Here is an 18292-nt window from a genome sequence, read left to right as displayed (position 1 = left end):
AAGATTTTCTGAACGTTCGGTTCACTTTTCAGTGGCTGTCGTTCAGCGACGACGGCCCTTAGCCTCACCTCCCAGACAAGCACCCGCCTGTCATGGGAGATGAGCGATGAACCACCACGAAGCAGAAAACCCTTCCCGCCGCAAACTGCTGGCACAGACCATCGCCGGCTCGGCGAGCCTGGCACTCGGCTCCCTGCTCGACGCCGGCCCGGTGTTCGCCGCCGCGCCGCAAGAAGCCGGCGGTACCGGCAAGGGCGCGGCCGGCCAGCGCGTCGACGTCTTGATCGTCGGCGGCGGTTCGGCGGGCGCGGTGATGGCCCGGCGCTTGAGCGAACGCAGCGAGCGCAATGTGCTGCTGCTCGAAGCCGGCCACGTCTACGGCACCCGCGACTACCCGAAAGTGATCGCCAGCAGCGACAGCGTCGGCGGCGATGCCAACAGCGACTGGGGTTACCAGACCCAGCCCGGCTACATCGGCCACCCGATCCACGCCATCCGCGGCAAGGTGCTGGGCGGCAGCTCGGCGATCAACGGCGCGGTGGCGATCCGCGCCCGCAAACAGGACCTGCTGGACTGGAACCTGCCGGGCTGGTCCTACGAGGAACTGCTGCCGTCGTTCAAGAAACTGGAACACCGCAACACCGGCGCCAGCGAGCTGCACGGCCACGACGGCCCATTGCCGGTGCATCAGCTGACCCTCAAGGACGTCACCCCCATGCAACGGGCGTTCGTCGAGGCAACCGTCGCCAACGGCTACCGCCTGGTCGAGGATTTCGACGGCCCGGACGCCAACGGCGTCGGCCCCTACCCGATGAACATCGTCGACGGCGTGCGGGTCAACACCGGCATCGCCTACCTCGACGAACCCGTGCGGGCGCGGCGCAACCTGCGGATCCGCGGCGACGTGCTGGTGGATAACGTGCTGTTCGACGGCCACCGCGCCATCGGCGTGCGCCTGGCCAGCGGCGAGGAAATCCACGCCGGCGAAGTCATCCTGAGCGCCGGCACCTACGGCAGCGCGGCGATCCTCCTGCGTTCCGGCATCGGCCCGCGCCACGACCTGGCGGCGCTGTCGATCCCCCTGGTGGCCGACCTGCCGGTGGGCCAGCGCCTCAAGGACCACCCGTTCTACTACAACGCCTACGCCGCTCGCCCCGAGCGCATCGGCAAACAGTCCCCAGCCATCGGCGCCAAGCTCTGGACCCACAGTTCCACGGCGAAAAACAGCGACCTGGACCTGCACATCACCGCCACCCACCTGTTCCCCCACGACCAGAGCCCGACCAAAGTCGGTTTCGTCCTCGCCGTGGCCCTGACCCGCCCGTTGTCGGTGGGCAGCCTCAAGCTGGCCAGCCGCGACCCGGCCCAGGCGCCGCTGATCGACCTGAACTTTTTGGCCCGCGCCGAAGACCGCGCCCGCCTGCTGGAAGGGGTGAAGCTGGCGCGCACGATCGGCCAGAGCGCCCCGCTGCGGGACATGATCCACTCCGAGCTGAACCCGGGCGCGCAAGCCACCAGCGACCAACAGATCGAGCAATCGATGCTGGCCACCCTCGACACCTACCACCACCCGACCTCCACCGCGCCCATGGGCCGGGCCGGCGAACCCGGCGTGGTGGTCGACCTGGAAGGCCGGGTGCACGGCGTGCAGGCCCTGCGCGTGGTCGATGCCTCGATCTTCCCCGATGCGATCTCGGTCGCCACCAACATCACCACCATCGCCACCGCCGAACACATCGCGCAGCGCTACAGCTGAACCGGAGAACATTGCCATGACGACTCACACCCACCTGGCCAAACACTGGATCGACGGCGCCTGGGTCGATTCGACCCAGCACGGCGAATCCATCGACCCGGCCACCTCCAAGGTCATCGGCCACTACGCCGATGGCGGCGGCGCCGAGGCCGACGCGGCCATCGCCGCCGCCGTGCACGCCTTCAACAGTGCCTGGACCGACGACAACGCCTTGCGCGCCCGGGTCCTCGACGAGCTGGCCGCCGCCTTCGAGCGCCACAGCGAGGCGCTGATCGAGCAACTGGCGCTGGAGAACGGCAAGATCAAGCCCGAAGCCCGCTTCGAAGTCAGCATGGTGCCCTCCAAGCTGCGCTTCTACGCGGCGCTGACCCGCACCGAGCGCGGCCACAGCGGCACCCCGCGCCCCGACGTAGTCTCCATCGTGCTGCGCGAACCCATGGGCGTGGCCGGGATCATCGTGCCGTGGAACTCGCCGGTGGTGCTGATGGTGCGTTCGCTGGCGCCGGCCCTGGCCGCCGGCGCCACCGTAGTGATCAAGATGCCCGCGCAGACCGCACAGACCAACGCCCTGCTGGCCAAGGTCATGGCCGAGGCGCCGTCGTTGCCGCGCGGGGTGATCAACCTGTTCACCGAGTCCGGCGGCGAAGGCTCGCGCCGCCTGATCGCCTCGCCCCAGGTGCCGGTCATCAGCTTCACCGGTTCGTCCGCCACCGGCCGGGCGATTTCCGCGGTCGGCGCGCAGTCGCTCAAGCGCTTCGGCCTGGAGCTGGGCGGCAAGACCCCACACCTGGTGTTCAATGACGCCGACCTCGACGCCGCCCTGCCGGTGCTGGAAAAAGCCCTGACCGTGTTCGCCGGGCAGTTCTGCATGACCGGCTCACGGCTGCTGGTGCAGCGCGGCATCGCCGACCCGTTGCGCGAGCGCCTGGCCGCGCGCCTGCAAGCGGTGCGCGTCGGCCCCGCCGCCGACCCGCTCAGCGACATGGGCCCGTTGATCGACAAGGCCAACGTGCAGCGGGTCGATCAAACGGTGGAGGCGGCAATCGCGGCAGGCGCCAAGGTCATCGTGCGCGGCGGGCCGGTCACCGAGGGCGAACTGGCCAACGGCGCCTTCTACCGCCCGACCCTGCTGGAAGTCAGCGACTCGAAGCTGGACATCGTGCAGAAGGAAACCTTCGGCCCGGTGCTGACCCTGCAGGTCTTCGATACCGAAGCCGAGGCCGTGGCCCTGGCCAACGACAGCGAATTCGGCCTGGCCGCCGCCGTCTGGACCCGCGACCTCAAACGTTCGCTGCGCGTGGCGCGCAAGGTGCAGGCCGGCACCCTGTGGATCAACGACTGGGCCAAGGTCTACGACGAATTCGAGGAAGGCGGCTATCGCCAGTCCGGCCTGGGCCGCCTGAACGGCGTCGCAGCCATCGACGACTTTATCGAATACAAGCACATCACCCTTTCGACGGCCGAGTCCTGAGGCTCGGCGCGCCACCTACCGGTTTATCCCGTTAAGAGGTCACAACAGCATGAAAGGCAAAATCGTTCTTGAAGAACACCTCAGTACCGAACTGAACAACAGCCTGTGGGACGCCTCCGGCGAAGCCGCGCGCAACGGCCAGGCCTATATGGCGGATGTGGAAAAACGCCTGCTGGACACGGAACAGCGCATCGCCGACATGGATCGCAACGGCATCGACACGGCGATCCTCTCCCTCACCTCCCCCGGCGCCCAGTCGATTCTCGACACGCGCCAGGCGGTGTCCTTCGCCCAGCGCACCAACGACCAGATCGCCGAACAGTTCATCGCCAGCCACCCGCAGCGTTTCAAGGCCTTCGCCACCGTCGCCCTGCAATCGCCCCGGGCCGCGGCCGACGAGCTGGAACGCGCGGTCAAGGAGTACGGCATGGTCGGCGCCCTGATCAACGGCTACACCAACATCGGCAACGCCGACACCGCGCAGTACCTCGACGAAGCGCCGGTCTGGGAATTCTGGGAACGGGTGGCGGCACTCAATGTGCCGGTCTACCTGCACCCGCGCGAGGCGTTGCCGAGCCAACGGCGGATCTACGAAGGCTACCCGTCGCTGATCGGCTCGGCCTGGGGCTTCGCCCACGAGACCGCGACCCACGCCATCCGCTTGATGCTCAGCGGCTTGTTCGACCGCTTCCCCAACCTGACCATCATCCTCGGCCACCTCGCCGAAGGCCTGCCGCTGATGCTGCCGCGCCTGGAACACCGCCTGCACATGCAGCGCGAAGGCGAAGGCCTGGGCCAGGCGCAAAAACCGGTCAGCCACTACTTCAGCCACAACTTCTACCTGACCACCGCCGGCCACTTCCACACCAAGGGCCTGCTGGACGCCATCAGCGAAATCGGCGTCGACCGCGTGCTGTTCTCCGCGGACTACCCATACGAAAGCATGGACACCGCCAGCCAATGGTTCGACCAGGCGCTGATCAGCGAAAACGACCGGGAGAAAATCGGCCGCGGCAATGCGCAGCGGTTGTTCGCTTTGTAGAGAGGCACACGCGGGTATCCGGGGGGCCCCGGGTACCCGCGATCGACTGGCATCGAAAAGATCCACGACGCCACGTTCCAGACTGCAAGAAGCGACACCGCACGCCCTTCAATTCCCCCTGAAACACTCAATAAGCAGGAAACAAAATGGCCAACCTCGCCGTAATCGAAACAGCAGAAAAAACCAAAGCCCCGATCGACGTCGTCAGCGCCTTCCTGGCCAACAGCGGCAAGGACAGCGTCGCCCACGCCGCCGCCCGACTGGTCAGCGAAGACGCCACCTACGTCTCCCTGAACTTCGACAACCCCGAACTGCAACAGATCGAACCCTGGGCCGGCACCCGCAAAGGCCGGCAGATCTACATCGACACCTTCTCCAACGTCGGCACCTACTGGGACATCAACGACTTCGCGGTCACCGATATCTTCAGCGAAGGCGAAAAAGTCGCGGTCTTCGGTAGTTTTACCTACACCTCGGTCGGGGTGGGTAATCGCTTTACCTCGCCGTTCTCGATTCTTGCCAGGGTCGTCGATGGGAAGATTGTTTATTTCCAGTTTATGGAAGACACGTACGCCTCAGCCAAGTCGTTTCGGGTGAGTGGGGAATGGGTGATTCAGTCGACTAAGGGTGGGGAGGTGTTTGGGGTGGGGGTGAAGTGAGGTTGGTTTTGAGTTTTTGATCGTTTGGTTGAGGTTTTTAGTGTGGGCTTTTGGTCGGAAGCAGCCATCCATGAAAGGCTGTTTTCGGCCAAAAGCGGACACTAGGCGATTGCTGTCGCCGGCGATTCACTTCCAGCATCCGACAGTTCCAGTTCAGGGATATCCGTCCGAAGGCAGCCAGTGAGATTGACGATCTTGGTCATGCTAGCCGACTGCTTGGACATACCGATAAACGCATAACAGAAACAGTTTATCGACGCGTTGGCGAGATCGTGAAACCTACAAGATGAACCCAAAACAATCGGTTAAATTCGTTCACGAGCGCTCTCAACCGCTCACTTAAAACTGAGTGCTGCCCTTCACGACGTGCAGCTCTCGGCCAATAACTGCCAGTTGTATCCGGCAGCAACGGCCATTAGCTGCCGTTGGCAAGATTCTTTAGCTCTTGGTGATGTGGAAAATCCTGCAAAGCCGAGTCGATTAAGGAGTTTTGATTTATTTCAGCTCCACCACCACCTTGTCTAAGCGTGCGCAGCGCAGCGAACCAGGTAGCACGGCCGGAACCCCCTAAGCGTAACCGGGAAATATCGCCACCGGCACGCAGCCAGAGTTCCTGATCCTGAGGTCCTGCCGGATACAGGTCCGATAGTATTTCTTCGAGTTGGCGCCACACCTTGCCGCTATCTGCTACCGCAGACGTAGCATCGAGGCGTTTTACTCCTCCAAGCTCAAGCGCAATCGGAAAATTATCTTCCAAATCGCTCGCTTTGAAGATCGGATGCTGCTGGCCTGGCATGGCATGACGCACTCTTTCGCTGACGTAATTAAATACCTCAAAAACACGTATCAGCCCATCGCCTTGAGTACGTGCCCCCCCCCTTAAAGCCCCTAGCAAATGTTCTGTAAAGAGACTGTTGCGCGCTCCCCCCAAAGCATAGGAGTACTCAGTCGCCCTAGACGACGCGATCATTACGCGCCCGGTGCCTTGAGCCAATTGGTTCAGTGATTTCTCATTGAAGCCAAGATCCAGCGTAGCGCCGATGCTCTTAAAGCTCGCGGCGGCGCCTGCATGGCACGCGTCAATCAGAACAACCAAACGCTCAGCCTTAATACGGGCAAGCGCAGTGGAGAACTCTTGCTCCAGTAATGTAGTTTGAGCGACACGGTGCGTATCGCAATCAACGGGAACCAAGGCGCTTTCATCACCCAGACGGGCACCATGGCCTGAGAAAAAAATCAGAACGGTATCGCTCGGTTGAGCGCGTGCCGCCAGCGCGTCGAGTTCCTGACGGATCGCGTCCAGTGTCGCCTGTGTGTCCAGTAGCAGCTTGACGTTCTGCTGCGCATAACCGCAGTGAGCAGCAGAAGTTAGCGTGGAAACAACATCTTGGGCGTCATTGAGAATCGATCGCGGTAGCACAGGGACCTGCGCATAATTTGCTACAGCAACGACTAACGCATGCCAACCCGCAAAAGGTGTTTTCTCATCCACCTCGATTACCTCTCGCGTATTCATCCTTACTCCATTGCTGCATTAGTTGGCACCATTAAAAATGGGCGTCATTATCTAACTCTCTGAGAAGCTCATTCGACGAATACTCACGCCGCATCTCTCTCAGCAGGTTTTTGACGTGCGGTCCCTTTCCATTCTTAATTTGGGCAAGCGCGTGGTGCCAACGACTTCGCCCGCTTCCGCTGTGCTGTAGATCAGCATTACGACCGCCCGCACGACTCCAAAGCTCTTCGTGATCTGGCCCTTCTGGATACATGTCTACGGCCACCGCCTCAAGGCAGTCCCAGTCATCCTGCGCCGAGCGCGACGATAACCGAATTCTCCAGCGATTGATCGTTCCCAGTAGGTCGGCACAGAGGCTCAAGGCGGGCCAGATATCGCTGCGGCTTAAGCGAAACTTAAACAGTGTATCAGCGGCCTTGGTCCAATTTCTCTTCAAGATAAGGTGACCAAGCGCTTCAGCCTCCGATCTTGACAATACATTTCGCGACTTGGACCAGACATCGAGCCACCAAATCATTCTCGACTCGTTGAACTGATGCAAGATCGCCATGATCTGAATGCAGTATCCAGGAGGCGTCTGCCCCTCAAGCGCGAGATACAGCTCAGAGCCAGCGAGCATGAATGCTTGAAGTCGTGCATCGGGAGTGGAAATACGCCCCTCCCAAACACTCTTGAGCCAACCCAAACTAGTCGCACGCAGTAAATTATCAAGAGCGGGCTCATGCACTCGTCCCCACACCTCCGCCAGCCTCGGATACTCGCTAAGATCGGCCAGAGGTGTAGTGGAAAGCGTGGTAATCAGCTGACGGTTAGCTGCCCGCCCCTCCAACAGATTCGTCAGAAGGCAGAAGAATGCCTCGCGTGGCTCTCGCAGCCCGTCCCATGCGGTCGCATTGAGCTCTAACGTCCTGAGCCAAAGCTCTTGTACTCGAGCTTCAGCAATGTTGACGTCGTTCAGGAGTTTGGGGCTCTTAGCGACCCGCTCAGCAGCAATGAGCAGTAGTCGCGGTTCCTCCACACTCAGAGCCACCTCAAGCAACTGCGCGGAGACTACAGGACGTAAAACTGCCTGAAGACCGTCGAGATACTCCACAGCTACATCGACCGAAAGCTGGCGTTCGACTGCAGCCCTCACGTCAAGACACGCCCCTGCCGCCGCGCCGTGAAGCGCATACCACTGCTTTTGTTTGGCAATTCGCATCACTACATCACCAACAGCCTCAGTCACCCTCCTTGGCGCGGCATTGACGAGCCGATCCTCCAACGCAACGTCCACAGGTAAATGCTTGGAAAGAACCTGTAGGATGTCACCGCCCTCCACTACCCAGCGCCAGAACGCAGCCGGGAACTCACTAGCAGTCGTACGTGAGGCCGCGTAGATACCGGCGATAATCGCCTTACGCCAGGGCTTCAGCGCATCCGGCGCGGACAGCGCATCCTTGATAGCGGATAGCATCTGCGTATCTTCGTGGGGCTCGAACCTCTTCTTTGCGGCCCAGGACTCTAGAGCAGCCCAGACCTTGCTTGATGAAGCAAAGCCGTCTGCATTTAGGTTTCGCAGCTGCAAGACCTGCGCTACGGTCGCATTGCCTAGCTGCAGCAAAAACTTCTCGATCACTACTTCTTTTGACGCTGTCCCAATCGAACTCTCTGGGGACAGCCTTTCTATCAATCGAATGGTTGCTAAGCACTGCTCAAAAGTCGAGCTTATCGAGATGCTGGCATCGAAGACACGCTCAAGCATGGGCAGATCCGCGAAATGTGTAACCTGAGCGCCAATTTCCTGAGCATAACGCAGGATGGGGGCGGCCTCAGTATTGTCACTGAGCATGGCTGCAGCACGCGTCAAGGGCCCCGAGTTATCGCCCCCCACGATGCGATGTCCGCCCCACCGTGCAGCTAGCACTGAAGGTGAACACACAATTGTAGGCTCTGGTAACTCAACAACATCATGCGGCCCAAAGCTGAGCCGAAAAGCAAAGCGGATGCGGATGGCTGGCCAGCAGTTAGCCCACAGAGCCGTTATCAACTCCTCGTAACCGTTAAGACCAATCCTCACAACGGGTCCTTTGCCACGAGTAACCAGCGCTTGTGCCGTAGCAATCAAGTCCGACGTAGCTCTCTGCACTGCTTGTGAGGGCGACAACTCTATCGAGGTGAGCACATCCGGAGGCTTGGGTGAGTTAATAAGAAGCCCAAACAGCGGTCTAAGATCACTCCAGCAGAGCATTTCCTGAAGCGGAGCGAGGACGGCATGCGAGATGACCATTCCAGGCCGGCTTGCAGAAGGGTCTGCAAAGATTCGCGCCAACACATACCAATCGCCGAGGGCAAAGCCGCTTACGTAAGGAGACCATACGACTCCCGGCGGCGCTGTATCAGGTAGGTCTAGACGGGCCGCTAGCTCCGGAGGAATGAGCGAGGCATCACTGGCCAACCGAAGCGCGTGCCCGCCAAGAGCTTCACCAAATACGGCCTGTTCAACTATCAAAGCATTACCCTGCCACTTTTAGAGCACTTGCTGCTAAGAGAGATTGGATCGGTTGAGTGAGATCTGGAGTGTGCTGTCCATCAGGCAACACCACATAGCCAAAGTGTTCAGGACCTTGAACAACGTAGTCCATGTCACTGCTATTGGGCGCGAGCGCTCGCCCCAATGCGGAAAGGCCTAGCACCAAAGGCTCAGCCCAAAGACTTTGGATGAAGCTGGAGAACATAGGTAGCCTGCGCTCCAAGACTTGCGCAGGTGGTTGATTGAGCTCATCAGTACCTAGCTCATCCCAGCAGCTTAAAAGTACGCCTAAGCGAGGGCTAGCCAGCGGCTTGGAGGTGCTTTCATTCCGAATATAAATCAGCATCTGCAGCAACTCGATTAGGCGCGCCTGATCGGAGACCTGCACCTCTCGATTATCAACGCTTACACTGGTGATATCGTTCAGCGGGCGGGAAAAGATGTCATCACTCACCCGAGTTTGCTGAAGGCGAACCAGCAGTAGCCAGGCCGGTGAGACCACGACACGATCGCGCCAGGCAGCAGGAATTTGCCTGGTTGAGGACATGGTCTTAATCTGCTCACCGCCGTAGTCCGGCCATACCAGCTCGGCCCTCAGTCCGTTTTCGTCACTGATTGGCCAAAGGCTATCAACGTAAGTGGTGGTAGGCGTGTGATCCGCAGTAAGCCCCTCGTTAAGGCGCCCCATAGCGGACTCGAAAGGCTGAAGATTCGTCGCAGCCCCATCCATCCGTAACTTGCCAGCACCATTCATTAAACGGTTTAAAAGCTGGGCACCATAGTGGGTTTTGCCGACACCTGACTCACCGATGAGCAGGATCGAGTTATCACTAACGCTCATGGCTACTTCACCCCAAACATGAACAGAAGATCCGAGCTAGCCGCTTGGGGCGGCGGCAAGGAAAGGCGAGTTCTCCGGATATCAAGAGCCCAGTCGAGCAGTTCGAGAAGCCCCTGCCCCTTGTTATGGTCATCACCCGAGCCAGAGATGCTGACCAAAAACTCACGAGTATCAGGCATTAACTTCAGTACCGCATCGCGGACAGCCGTTTCAATTTCTGGCGCGATGGAAACATCAGCTTTGGTCCAAACGATCGCAACTGGGCGGTCAGCACGCTCTGCTGCCAGTCTGCGAGACAATACCTGAAGGGCACTACGTGCTGATCCTTTGTTCTCTCCAGCAAGTGCTTGGCGATCTGCAATCAGCAAGAACATATCCGCATGCTCTGCCACCCAGCGCGCACCCTGGGCATCAGGCGCATCACGGTTCATGGACCATTTTTGGAACCATTCGCCCGGGGCATCGGTAAATAGGTAGCTGCGAACATCACCTGAGCCACCTCTAAATGAAGTATGTAAAAGCCCCGGAGCTCTGCCGCCTCGGCTGGAGGTATGCGGTGGAAAATTAGGGGGATTACCTGGACTCCATCGTAGCGAACCCGCCAGCGCTTCCCAACCTGCTAATGAAAAGGAGCCGGCAAAGCGACGTTTCTCAGAGCAAGCCAGACCGCGCCCGATAAGCAGGTACCAAGCCGCGAGCAACGTAGTCTTTCCAGCGTTCTGCGGCCCTACCACCCCGACGACCATTGGCTTTCCTGGGCCTGCGACAAAGCTCAAATCGGAGAGACCCAGCGCACTTCCCGACCAAGGAAGCAGCAAGCTATTCGCGTCCACCACCGAGGATGCTGAGACCTCCTCGCCCCCTGCCCCCCAACTGGGGCATTTGGTGTGGTTCACAAAGCCCAAGTCGCAACTACAATCAGGGGCAAAACATGAAGGGCGCGAGCAAGCACTCATCAGGCTTTACTTCCAGGCTTCTTAGCCTTCACAACCTCTTGCGTAGCCCGAGCAGCCTGCAACTCCCTGAAAATCCAAGCGGCCCATTCTGGGATGGTCAGGACCGCCTCAGCGGGTACACCGACCTTCTCACGGAACTGAGCGTCGTCTATCGCAAACTTACCCTGTTGTTCCGCAAGCAAGCCCAAAATGGGACCTCGCCCATTAAGCTGTGGAACGAGCTTACGCGCAACCACCCGCAATGGACTCAGCTCTGCTGATTCGACAGCCTCACCAACGAGCTCACGTATAGTCTGCTTTTTCTCCGGATCAACGGAGGCCAGGCTCAATATGGTCTCGCTGAGAAAAGCGGCAACACTGACTGGTGAGAAGGAGGGTACCTGTTGATACAAGTCGAAAGCCATTAGTGCCCCCACAGTCGATACCGGAAGTGCGCGATAGCTGACGCGAGCGCTGGGCGAGTAAAGGGTCTCTTTCCACCAAATCAGGTTTGTTCTTCGCTGCAGACCCGCCGTTGACGCACTTACTAGCCTCAGTGTATCTGCAACATGTGTTGCCACTGCTTGTGACAGCGCCTTTAGCGGCCCGGAAATATCTACCGGGGTGCCCTGAGCATCCTCACTGGCGGCATCTATAGCTTCGGCTATCGCTTTGGCAGCCAAACGTCCAAAATCGGTCGCCCAATTCTGAGGATCGTTGTGCGACCAATAGCGGTTTTTGTTTTGACCGACCCCGCTAGGTGCCGCTGCTGCGTGTAAATTGGCAGTTAGGCTTTCTGTATCGATAGTCAGAGCCTGAGCGGAGAGTTCAACCGCAGGCAGTGCAGAGTAGTTCAAATCGGGGGCATTGATAGTGTCTGGGGTCGCCCACTCTGCCTCGGCGCGAGCGTCAACTCGGCTCTCAATCTCCAGCACAGCCTCTACCCAGATCTTTTGCTCGTTACCGGCTTCGATAAAGGGCAGTACATTGCGAGCTGAAGCGACAAACGCAATACCTACCCTTTCGTCGCTAGCAGCCTGAACGAGCGCATCGAGCAGCAGAGCCCGCAGCACCATCATGGGCGTACCGGAAAAGGTGTTGATGTAGGTCGGCCACCGCTTCCTGAGCGCATCACACACCTCTGTGATGACTGGATCCTCCTCGGGTGATGCAGGATCAAAGGCAATCAGGGCAAACTGGGAGGTCTTGGATGGCATCTTTTTTAACGTAGCAGCTAGATCGGAAGCAGTCTCTGTGAGCTTCGCGAGCTTGGCATCATCGCCACCTACGTCAATCAGCCCTGCACCCAGAAAACGAATTAGGATTTGGTCACTCATAACAGGCTGAATCTCTTCCTTGATCAGGGCCTCAGCCACCAATGGGCGGAGGACTACACCTATACTAAATCCCCAGCAGCGGTGAGAGCAATTGGACATCATCTTGACCTAGGCGCCCCTAGCACATATGCATAACTGTCTTAGCGCCTAGCTTACCCATCTCCAGCTGCTTCTTTGGTCAAAGAGCGAGAATTTCGCGCTTGGGCCCGATAACAAAAGTCAGAGCGATGAAAATATGACGGACCGCTTCTGGCCGTTAGCAGTCAGTTACAACCGGTCGCTTCCTCCCTAAACGAACACCCAGAAGCTTCTACTCTCTCAGGCTCCGAAAGTAACAGGCAACCAGCACTCCACCAGCCGTACTGGTTGCTTGAACCGGCCTGTATATGCGGCCAATACCCGGCGAATAGGTCGTAGGTACGCCGCCCCAGCAGCAAGTCGAACGGTTGCAATAAACCTTGCTCAGGCAATCGAAGCCCCCCACCCCACCGCACTGCCAGCAGTTACAAAAGCCGCCCAAGACCGTAACGCCTTGAAGCCCGAAGCCACTCACATGCCCCGATACTCACTCGGCGTCTTGCCGGTCCACTGGCTGAAGGCACGCCTGAAGTTCGCGGCGTCGCTATAGCCCAGGCGGCTGGCGATTTCTTCGGTGGTTATCCTGGTGTTGCGCAGGTACTCGATTGCCAGCCTGCAGCGCACATCGGCCAGCAAGTCCTTATAGGTTGTGCCTTCGTGCTCAAGCAGCCGGCGCAGCGCCCGCGGGTGCACCGAGAGCTCATTGGCCATGGTATCGACCGTGGGAAATCTCCAAGGCATTCGCTCAACGAGCGTGCGCCGTACCAGCGAGGCCATTCCGCCTGAATGGTCGAGATCGACCAAGAGCTGGTGGCAGAGGCTGCGCACGCTTTCATGGGTGAAGGGGTCCGGCATGCGCGCGGTGAATTCGGACCAACGCCTATCGACCAGAACCTCGTTGCTTGGACAGTCGAACTCCACGGGGCACCTGAACCATTCCCGGTACAGGCTGGCATGGGCGGGTTCGGGGCACGCAGCCCGCAGGCCATCAAACAAAAACTCGCTCCCGCATAAATCGCGACCCAATGTCAGCTTTGCCGAATAGGCAAACTCGAGCGCAAAACGGTAGAGGTCGCTGGTGGGGTCCGAGGCGATCAGCACGTCATAGGTGTAGATGCCCATGTTCGCCTCGCGGACGTAGGCGACGGGGCCGGCCGGGGTCCCCAGGACGCGGTTGTATTTTATCGCGAACTCGATCTGCGCCGAGGATGTCGGGCTGCTGAGCAGGCCGTATCCGTACATGCCATACGCAGTCAGGCCCATCCGCGCGCCGGCACGCAATGCCGAAGCAGGGTCGGTTGCCAAGCGCGCCGCATTGCGAAACACGGCGGTCACCTGGCGAAACGAAACTCGGGTCGCCGGGTCGCGCATTTCGGCCTCCTCAAGGCCGCTATTGGCGAGCACAGCTGCCGGCGCTATGCCGTCCTCAGCCAGGGTCGCCACGATGGCGGCCACTCTCTGCGGCCCGAACGGGCACGGCTCCACGTGGGGTATCGAGCGTCGCACTGCCCTCTCTTCTCGCATCGTCTTGATCCTGGAAACACAGCGCCATGGGAGGACGCCCTTGCCTGAAACCGCAGGTAGCAGGCAGGGCGCCATTCGGGTTGTCATGAAGTGACTGGTGCACGGCCCGTAATGACCTTTTCTCGCTCGCCCCCGACATTACACTCAGACCGGCAGCTTGCGCACTAACGTCGAACGCTTGCGCGACTCTCCTGGCAGAGAGAACAGAGCAACAGTCGTGTCCGGATGATCGTGTTTGTGGCAACGACTGAAGAGGCAACGGCGCCGATTGGCTGGGTAGGCATAACGCGATCCACGGAGGCAGTGCTACTGCCCGACGGTTGTCGCGTGTCATAGAGGGCAAGGTATGAGCGAGATCAGTATCTCGAAGAATGCGGTCAAGAACACCGTCGTCATCGGCAATGTCGAGGTGACGTGTTACGACTCCGGCAAGGCGACCACCAACGTCACGGCCGAGCGTCCCCCTATTGTCCTGGTTCACGGCACGGGCGGCAGCGCGAGCAGCCATTTCGGTTTCCTGTTTCCCATGCTCGAACTCAATCAACGCGTAGTGGCGTTGAACTTCACCCGCCCGCTTGAGCAGGACGAACTGACGCTCGCCGACCTTGAAGCGCAAATCGTCGGCATCATCGACAAGGTGCTGCCGGGTGTACCGGTCACCCTGGTGGGTTACTCGCTCGGGGCGGTAGCGGCGGCCAGTGTCGCCGCGCATCGACCAGACCTTGTCGGCAACCTGGTGTTGGTCGCCGGCTGGGTCAAGACCGACCCACAACAAGAGCTGCGCAATGCAGTGTGGCGCCAGCTGTATCAAGCCAAGCTGCCGGCCATACGCGAATTCACGGCCTATTGCGGGTTCAGCCCACGCTTCTTCAACTACGCGACCCCGGCGCAGATCACGACGATGCTGGCGGCGATCAACCCCGGCGAATTCGACGAACTGCAGATGGCGTTGAACCGCTCGATCGACCTTACGGCGTCGATCGGAAACATTCAGGCAACGACCCTGATCGTCGGGTGCACGTACGACACCATGGTGCCGATCCAACACAGCAAGAGGCTGTTCGGATCCATCATCGACGCCCGTTTCGTCGAAATCGAATCCGGCCATGCCGTGGTTTACGAACGGCCCGCTCAGCTTTGCCAGATCATCGATCAATTCAACGAAATGCCGACGCGCTATCCGGCTGGCAGCATCCTCCCTGCGCAATACCCTTGAAGGACCCATGCCCATGACTCAATCGACACAGATACCCCCGCCCCCGCCGCCGTTCACCGAGATCGTCATCATCGGTACCGGTTTCGCCGGGCTGGCCATGGGCGCCCAGCTCAAGCGCCATGGCCATCACGATTTCATCATCGTCGAGCGCGCCGGCGGCATCGGCGGAACCTGGCGCGACAATACCTACCCCGGCGCGGCCTGCGATGTGCCCTCGCACCTCTACTCGTTTTCGTTCCGACCGAATCCGCACTGGTCGAGCCTCTTTTCGCCGGGCCCGGAAATCCTGGCCTATCTGAAAGAAACCGCCCACGACGAGGGCCTGCTCCCGCACATCAGCTTCTCGACCAATGTCGAAGACGCGATCTGGGATCAAACCGACAAGGTGTGGAAAATCCACACCTCGCGGGGCGAACTCGCGTGCCGCTATTTGATCACCGGTACCGGGCACCTGGCTGACGAGAGCCTGCCGAACATTCCCGGGCTGGAGGCATTCAAGGGCGAGGTCTTTCACTCGGCGCGCTGGCCTCACGAGGCGCAGACACGGGGCAAGCGCATCGGCATTGTGGGGTCTGGCGCCTCGGCGCTGCAGATTGTGCCGGAACTGGCCAAGGACGCGGAGCACCTGGTGGTGTTCCAGCGTACGCCGCCCTATGTCATTCCTCGGGTCGATCGGCCCTACTCCGATGTCGAGCGACGTGTATTCCAGCGCGACCCGTCAACGATGCGCGAACACCGCAACGAACTGTTCTGGTACCTGGAGTCGACCTTTGCATCGCGCCGCGCCGTACCGCGCTATCTCGCGGAAACCAGGCACATCGCCCGGGCTCATCTGGAACGCCAGGTACCTGACGAAGCACTGAGGGCCAAACTGACGCCCGATTACACGGTAGGCTGCAAGCGGGTGCTCATCTCCAATACCTACTACCCGACCTTCCTCCGGGACAATGTCCAACTCGAGGCATCGGCGCTGGCCAAGGTCGAACACGGCAAGGCGGTCGCCGCCAGCGGCGCGTCCCATGATCTCGATATGCTGATCTTCTGCACCGGTTTCGAGACCGCACAACCACCCTACGCGGCGCTGATCAGAGGGCACGACGGGCAGCCCCTTTCCCAGGCCTGGGCCCAGGGAATGGAAGCGTTCGCCTCCACCACCGTCCACGGTTTTCCCAACCTGTTCATGGTCAATGGCCCTAATACCGGCTTGGGGCATAACTCGATCGTCTACATCATCGAGGCTCAGGTCGATTACATCCTGGGAGCGCTCGATTGGGCGAAACAGTCAGGCCAGCAGGTCATGGAAGTGTCCGCGCATGCCCAAGCCGAGTACGTCAATCGCATGCAGGAGCTGGCAGAAGGCACGGTGTGGCTCAGCGAAGGCTGCAAGAGCTGGTATGTCGACCCTCGTAGCGGACGGTTAACGTTGGTGTGGCCCAACTTTGCCCACGACTTTCGCCATCGCAACGGTCGGTTCGACCCAACGCCCTATACCGGATCACCGACTGTAGCGACCCGCCAGGCAGGGTGATCGCCACCTCTGCCTGATCAGTGAATGGCCCTTTTTTGTTTTATGTCTAACTGCGCCGAATGGCGAGGATGAAGAGTATGAACCGCTTTCTAAAATCCATAATCATCATGCTGGGACTGCTTCAGTACCATGTGGCCTCGGCTGACAATGCCGGAGCCAGTGCGAGGTGGGCCGGCAAAAAAATCCTCGTGGTGATGACCAATCACTCGAAGTACCCAACGAGAACCGACGCTACAGGGTTGTGGTTGACCGAGCTGACGGATTTTTACGATGTCGCCAAGGCTGCCGGGATTGAAATGGACTTTGCCAGCCCTGCCGGCGGGCTGGTGCCTATCGACGAACGCAGTCAAGGCTGGCTGTACATGAACACATCAGCCAAGGCTCATATACAGGACCAGGCGTTTGTCTCCAGGCTTAAAAACACAAGTGCCGTAGGCTCGCTGAACCCAAATGACTATGCCGCCATCTACTACACGGGCGGCCATGGCACCATGTGGGACTTCCGGGATAACGAAGCGCTCAAGAGCATGGCCGAGAGCATCTACCGCAACGGTGGGTTTATCGCTTCGGTGTGTCACGGCGCGGCCGGTTTGCTGAATCTGAAAGATGGCAATGGCAAGCCCTTGATTGCCAATAGAACCGTTACCGGCTTTTCTAACGCCGAGGAGCTTCTTTCAGGGACCAAAGATCAGGTTCCATTCTTCTTGCAGGATGAGCTAACGGCGCTGGGCGCGACTTACGACAAGGCATTCATACCGTTTGCCTCTCATGTGGTTGTCGACGGCAAGATTGTGACCGGCCAGAACCCCAACTCCAGCGAGGCGGTAGCAGAAGCCTTGGTAGCCTTGCTTAAACAGTAAGCTCGGCAGGCTGGCTGGAGCCTTGGTGGCTTGGGGCACGGATTCTCTACTTATCGCACCTCACCCCTGCAAACATAACGAGCGACCAGCACCCCGCCCGGCGTGCTGGTGGAGTTCGTCAACGTGAACGCAAGAGCTGCCACCCAGATTGGGAAACCTGACCGCCGCTCCACGCTCAAAGCGTGCGCGTGCGTAACGCAAGTCCGTACGACTCGAAAAGCTCCCAAACGTCTTCGCGATCGAAGAGCCGCCAGCCCAGTGTGGTGAAGCGCATCAGGTCCTCTTCGCTGGGAAAGGAGTAGTAGGCCCCTGCCGATGGATCCTGAGGCGTCCCCGCCACGGGCTCGCCGCACTCCAGGCGTCTGATGGCGTTCATGATGAGGCCCGCGCCGGGTTGATAAAGCGAAAGGATGTGCCACAGCAAGGAGCGCTCCTTCTCGACCGCCACACGCGCCGTCTCAATGATGCGGCCCACATCGATGCCGGGGCTGTCTATCCAATGGAGGGTACAGCCGATCTCTGGGTCGCCATTGAGCAGCGCCCGGAACGTCGCGAGAACGCCTCGATAGTGAGGCAAGAGGCCAGAGTGAAGGTTGAGGACGCCGCGTGACGGAATGACCAACGCCTCATTGGACAGGATTTGACCAAAGCGGATTGAGACAAACAGATCCGCTCCCGCATCCCGCAGCATGTGCAGGCCCGCGGGGTCCCTCACGCTGGGCAATACCCGCACAGGCACCCCAAAGCGTTGCTGCAGTTCTGCAAAACCGAATCGATGCCCGCTGCCGAGCGGGTCGCTCGATCCGATCGCCCCCGCAGGCAAGGCATTGAAGAAGTCCTGCTCGATCAAGGCGAGTTGTCCAAGCAGGCGTGGCACCTGCCTGCCCGCTCCCACGCTCTCCGAAAGGAATATCCCCACGGTGCTCTCGTGAATCTCGGGCAACAGCAAGTTGAGCGTGAGATTGCTCTCCACGTCTCGGTTCACCAAAAAAGCGATTCGCAACGTCAGACCTCCGA

At 59.7% G+C, this 18292-nt stretch carries 14 protein-coding genes and 3 pseudogenes; 8 read left to right on the top strand and 9 right to left on the bottom strand.

What is annotated here, in order from left to right:
- Nucleotides 1–106 precede the first annotated feature (106 nt).
- The 5 genes and pseudogenes from BTN82_RS12770 to BTN82_RS31525 all read left to right on the top strand — a co-directional run.
- A complete protein-coding gene (locus BTN82_RS12770; RefSeq protein ID WP_075119473.1) occupies nucleotides 107–1756 on the top strand; it encodes a GMC family oxidoreductase in 1650 nt (549 codons plus the stop codon).
- A gap of 16 nt (nucleotides 1757–1772) precedes the next feature.
- Nucleotides 1773–3227 carry an aldehyde dehydrogenase family protein gene (locus BTN82_RS12765; RefSeq protein ID WP_075119472.1) on the top strand — a complete coding sequence of 485 codons (1455 nt, stop codon included), beginning with the start codon at nucleotides 1773–1775 and terminating at the stop codon, nucleotides 3225–3227.
- Nucleotides 3228–3276: 49 nt separating this feature from the next.
- On the top strand, nucleotides 3277–4269 hold the full coding sequence (locus BTN82_RS12760; RefSeq protein WP_075119471.1) for an amidohydrolase family protein: 993 nt from the start codon (nucleotides 3277–3279) through the stop codon (nucleotides 4267–4269).
- A 146-nt stretch (nucleotides 4270–4415) separates the two neighbouring features.
- Nucleotides 4416–4928: a nuclear transport factor 2 family protein gene (locus BTN82_RS12755; protein WP_075119470.1), complete on the top strand. Its 513-nt coding sequence runs from the start codon at nucleotides 4416–4418 to the stop codon at nucleotides 4926–4928.
- 131 nt (nucleotides 4929–5059) lie between these two features.
- A pseudogene (locus BTN82_RS31525) lies at nucleotides 5060–5218 on the top strand (integrase); the annotation flags it as partial.
- A gap of 125 nt (nucleotides 5219–5343) precedes the next feature.
- Here the strand turns inward: BTN82_RS31525 and BTN82_RS12745 are convergent.
- From BTN82_RS12745 to BTN82_RS12715, 8 genes and pseudogenes are all read right to left on the bottom strand, one after another.
- Nucleotides 5344–6444, bottom strand: a complete 1101-nt coding sequence (locus BTN82_RS12745) for a caspase family protein (protein ID WP_075119469.1) — start codon at nucleotides 6442–6444, stop codon at nucleotides 5344–5346.
- Nucleotides 6445–6475: 31 nt separating this feature from the next.
- The gene (locus BTN82_RS12740) at nucleotides 6476–8275 is read right to left on the bottom strand and encodes an effector-associated domain EAD1-containing protein (protein WP_081375462.1); all 1800 of its coding nucleotides are present in this window, start codon (nucleotides 8273–8275) and stop codon (nucleotides 6476–6478) included.
- Nucleotides 8276–8647: 372 nt separating this feature from the next.
- Nucleotides 8648–8935: pseudogene (locus tag BTN82_RS31865) on the bottom strand (hypothetical protein); the annotation flags it as partial.
- 4 nt (nucleotides 8936–8939) lie between these two features.
- The gene (locus BTN82_RS12735; RefSeq protein WP_075119467.1) at nucleotides 8940–9797 is read right to left on the bottom strand and encodes a hypothetical protein; all 858 of its coding nucleotides are present in this window, start codon (nucleotides 9795–9797) and stop codon (nucleotides 8940–8942) included.
- A 2-nt stretch (nucleotides 9798–9799) separates the two neighbouring features.
- Nucleotides 9800–10543 (bottom strand): TRAFAC clade GTPase domain-containing protein, encoded by a 744-nt coding sequence (locus BTN82_RS12730; protein ID WP_261792962.1) that lies wholly within the window; start codon nucleotides 10541–10543, stop codon nucleotides 9800–9802.
- A 209-nt stretch (nucleotides 10544–10752) separates the two neighbouring features.
- Nucleotides 10753–12069 carry a GTPase-associated system all-helical protein GASH gene (locus BTN82_RS12725; RefSeq protein WP_075119465.1) on the bottom strand — a complete coding sequence of 439 codons (1317 nt, stop codon included), beginning with the start codon at nucleotides 12067–12069 and terminating at the stop codon, nucleotides 10753–10755.
- 365 nt (nucleotides 12070–12434) lie between these two features.
- A pseudogene (locus BTN82_RS31520) lies at nucleotides 12435–12518 on the bottom strand (dihydrofolate reductase); the annotation flags it as partial.
- Between the two features lie 100 nt (nucleotides 12519–12618).
- A complete protein-coding gene (locus BTN82_RS12715; protein ID WP_186828388.1) occupies nucleotides 12619–13602 on the bottom strand; it encodes an AraC family transcriptional regulator in 984 nt (327 codons plus the stop codon).
- A 415-nt stretch (nucleotides 13603–14017) separates the two neighbouring features.
- On the opposite strand from BTN82_RS12715, the gene BTN82_RS12710 reads away from it, so the two are divergent.
- The 3 genes from BTN82_RS12710 to BTN82_RS12700 all read left to right on the top strand — a co-directional run bounded on the left by BTN82_RS12710 (nucleotide 14018) and on the right by BTN82_RS12700 (nucleotide 17275).
- Nucleotides 14018–14887: an alpha/beta fold hydrolase gene (locus tag BTN82_RS12710; protein WP_075119462.1), complete on the top strand. Its 870-nt coding sequence runs from the start codon at nucleotides 14018–14020 to the stop codon at nucleotides 14885–14887.
- Nucleotides 14888–14900: 13 nt separating this feature from the next.
- Nucleotides 14901–16415 (top strand): flavin-containing monooxygenase, encoded by a 1515-nt coding sequence (locus BTN82_RS12705; protein ID WP_075119461.1) that lies wholly within the window; start codon nucleotides 14901–14903, stop codon nucleotides 16413–16415.
- A 77-nt stretch (nucleotides 16416–16492) separates the two neighbouring features.
- The gene (locus tag BTN82_RS12700; RefSeq protein ID WP_261792961.1) at nucleotides 16493–17275 is read left to right on the top strand and encodes a type 1 glutamine amidotransferase domain-containing protein; all 783 of its coding nucleotides are present in this window, start codon (nucleotides 16493–16495) and stop codon (nucleotides 17273–17275) included.
- Nucleotides 17276–17450: 175 nt separating this feature from the next.
- Here the strand turns inward: BTN82_RS12700 and BTN82_RS12695 are convergent, their stop codons facing one another.
- Entirely contained in the window at nucleotides 17451–18248 is a 798-nt protein-coding gene (locus BTN82_RS12695) for a formyl transferase (protein ID WP_261792960.1), read from the bottom strand.
- Between the last annotated feature and the right edge of the window lie 44 nt (nucleotides 18249–18292).

This window comes from Pseudomonas chlororaphis, from assembly GCF_001921865.1.
Taxonomy (GTDB): domain Bacteria; phylum Pseudomonadota; class Gammaproteobacteria; order Pseudomonadales; family Pseudomonadaceae; genus Aquipseudomonas; species Aquipseudomonas chlororaphis_D.
Note: the sequence above shows the minus strand (reverse complement) of the source record. Positions and strands in the feature narration are given on the sequence as shown.

Excerpts from the sequence above, each read along its gene's own strand:
- BTN82_RS12770 (WP_075119473.1), top strand. The coding sequence starts at position 107 with ATGAACCACCACGAAGCAGAAAACCCTTCCCGCCGCAAACTGCTGGCA.
- BTN82_RS12765 (WP_075119472.1), top strand. The coding sequence starts at position 1,773 with ATGACGACTCACACCCACCTGGCCAAACACTGGATCGACGGCGCCTGG.
- BTN82_RS12760 (WP_075119471.1), top strand. The coding sequence starts at position 3,277 with ATGAAAGGCAAAATCGTTCTTGAAGAACACCTCAGTACCGAACTGAAC.
- BTN82_RS12755 (WP_075119470.1), top strand. The coding sequence starts at position 4,416 with ATGGCCAACCTCGCCGTAATCGAAACAGCAGAAAAAACCAAAGCCCCG.
- BTN82_RS12745 (WP_075119469.1), bottom strand. The coding sequence starts at position 6,444 with ATGAATACGCGAGAGGTAATCGAGGTGGATGAGAAAACACCTTTTGCG.
- BTN82_RS12740 (WP_081375462.1), bottom strand. The coding sequence starts at position 8,275 with ATGCTCAGTGACAATACTGAGGCCGCCCCCATCCTGCGTTATGCTCAG.
- BTN82_RS12735 (WP_075119467.1), bottom strand. The coding sequence starts at position 9,797 with ATGAGCGTTAGTGATAACTCGATCCTGCTCATCGGTGAGTCAGGTGTC.
- BTN82_RS12730 (WP_261792962.1), bottom strand. The coding sequence starts at position 10,543 with ATGGTCGTCGGGGTGGTAGGGCCGCAGAACGCTGGAAAGACTACGTTG.
- BTN82_RS12725 (WP_075119465.1), bottom strand. The coding sequence starts at position 12,069 with ATGAGTGACCAAATCCTAATTCGTTTTCTGGGTGCAGGGCTGATTGAC.
- BTN82_RS12710 (WP_075119462.1), top strand. The coding sequence starts at position 14,018 with ATGAGCGAGATCAGTATCTCGAAGAATGCGGTCAAGAACACCGTCGTC.
- BTN82_RS12705 (WP_075119461.1), top strand. The coding sequence starts at position 14,901 with ATGACTCAATCGACACAGATACCCCCGCCCCCGCCGCCGTTCACCGAG.
- BTN82_RS12700 (WP_261792961.1), top strand. The coding sequence starts at position 16,493 with ATGAACCGCTTTCTAAAATCCATAATCATCATGCTGGGACTGCTTCAG.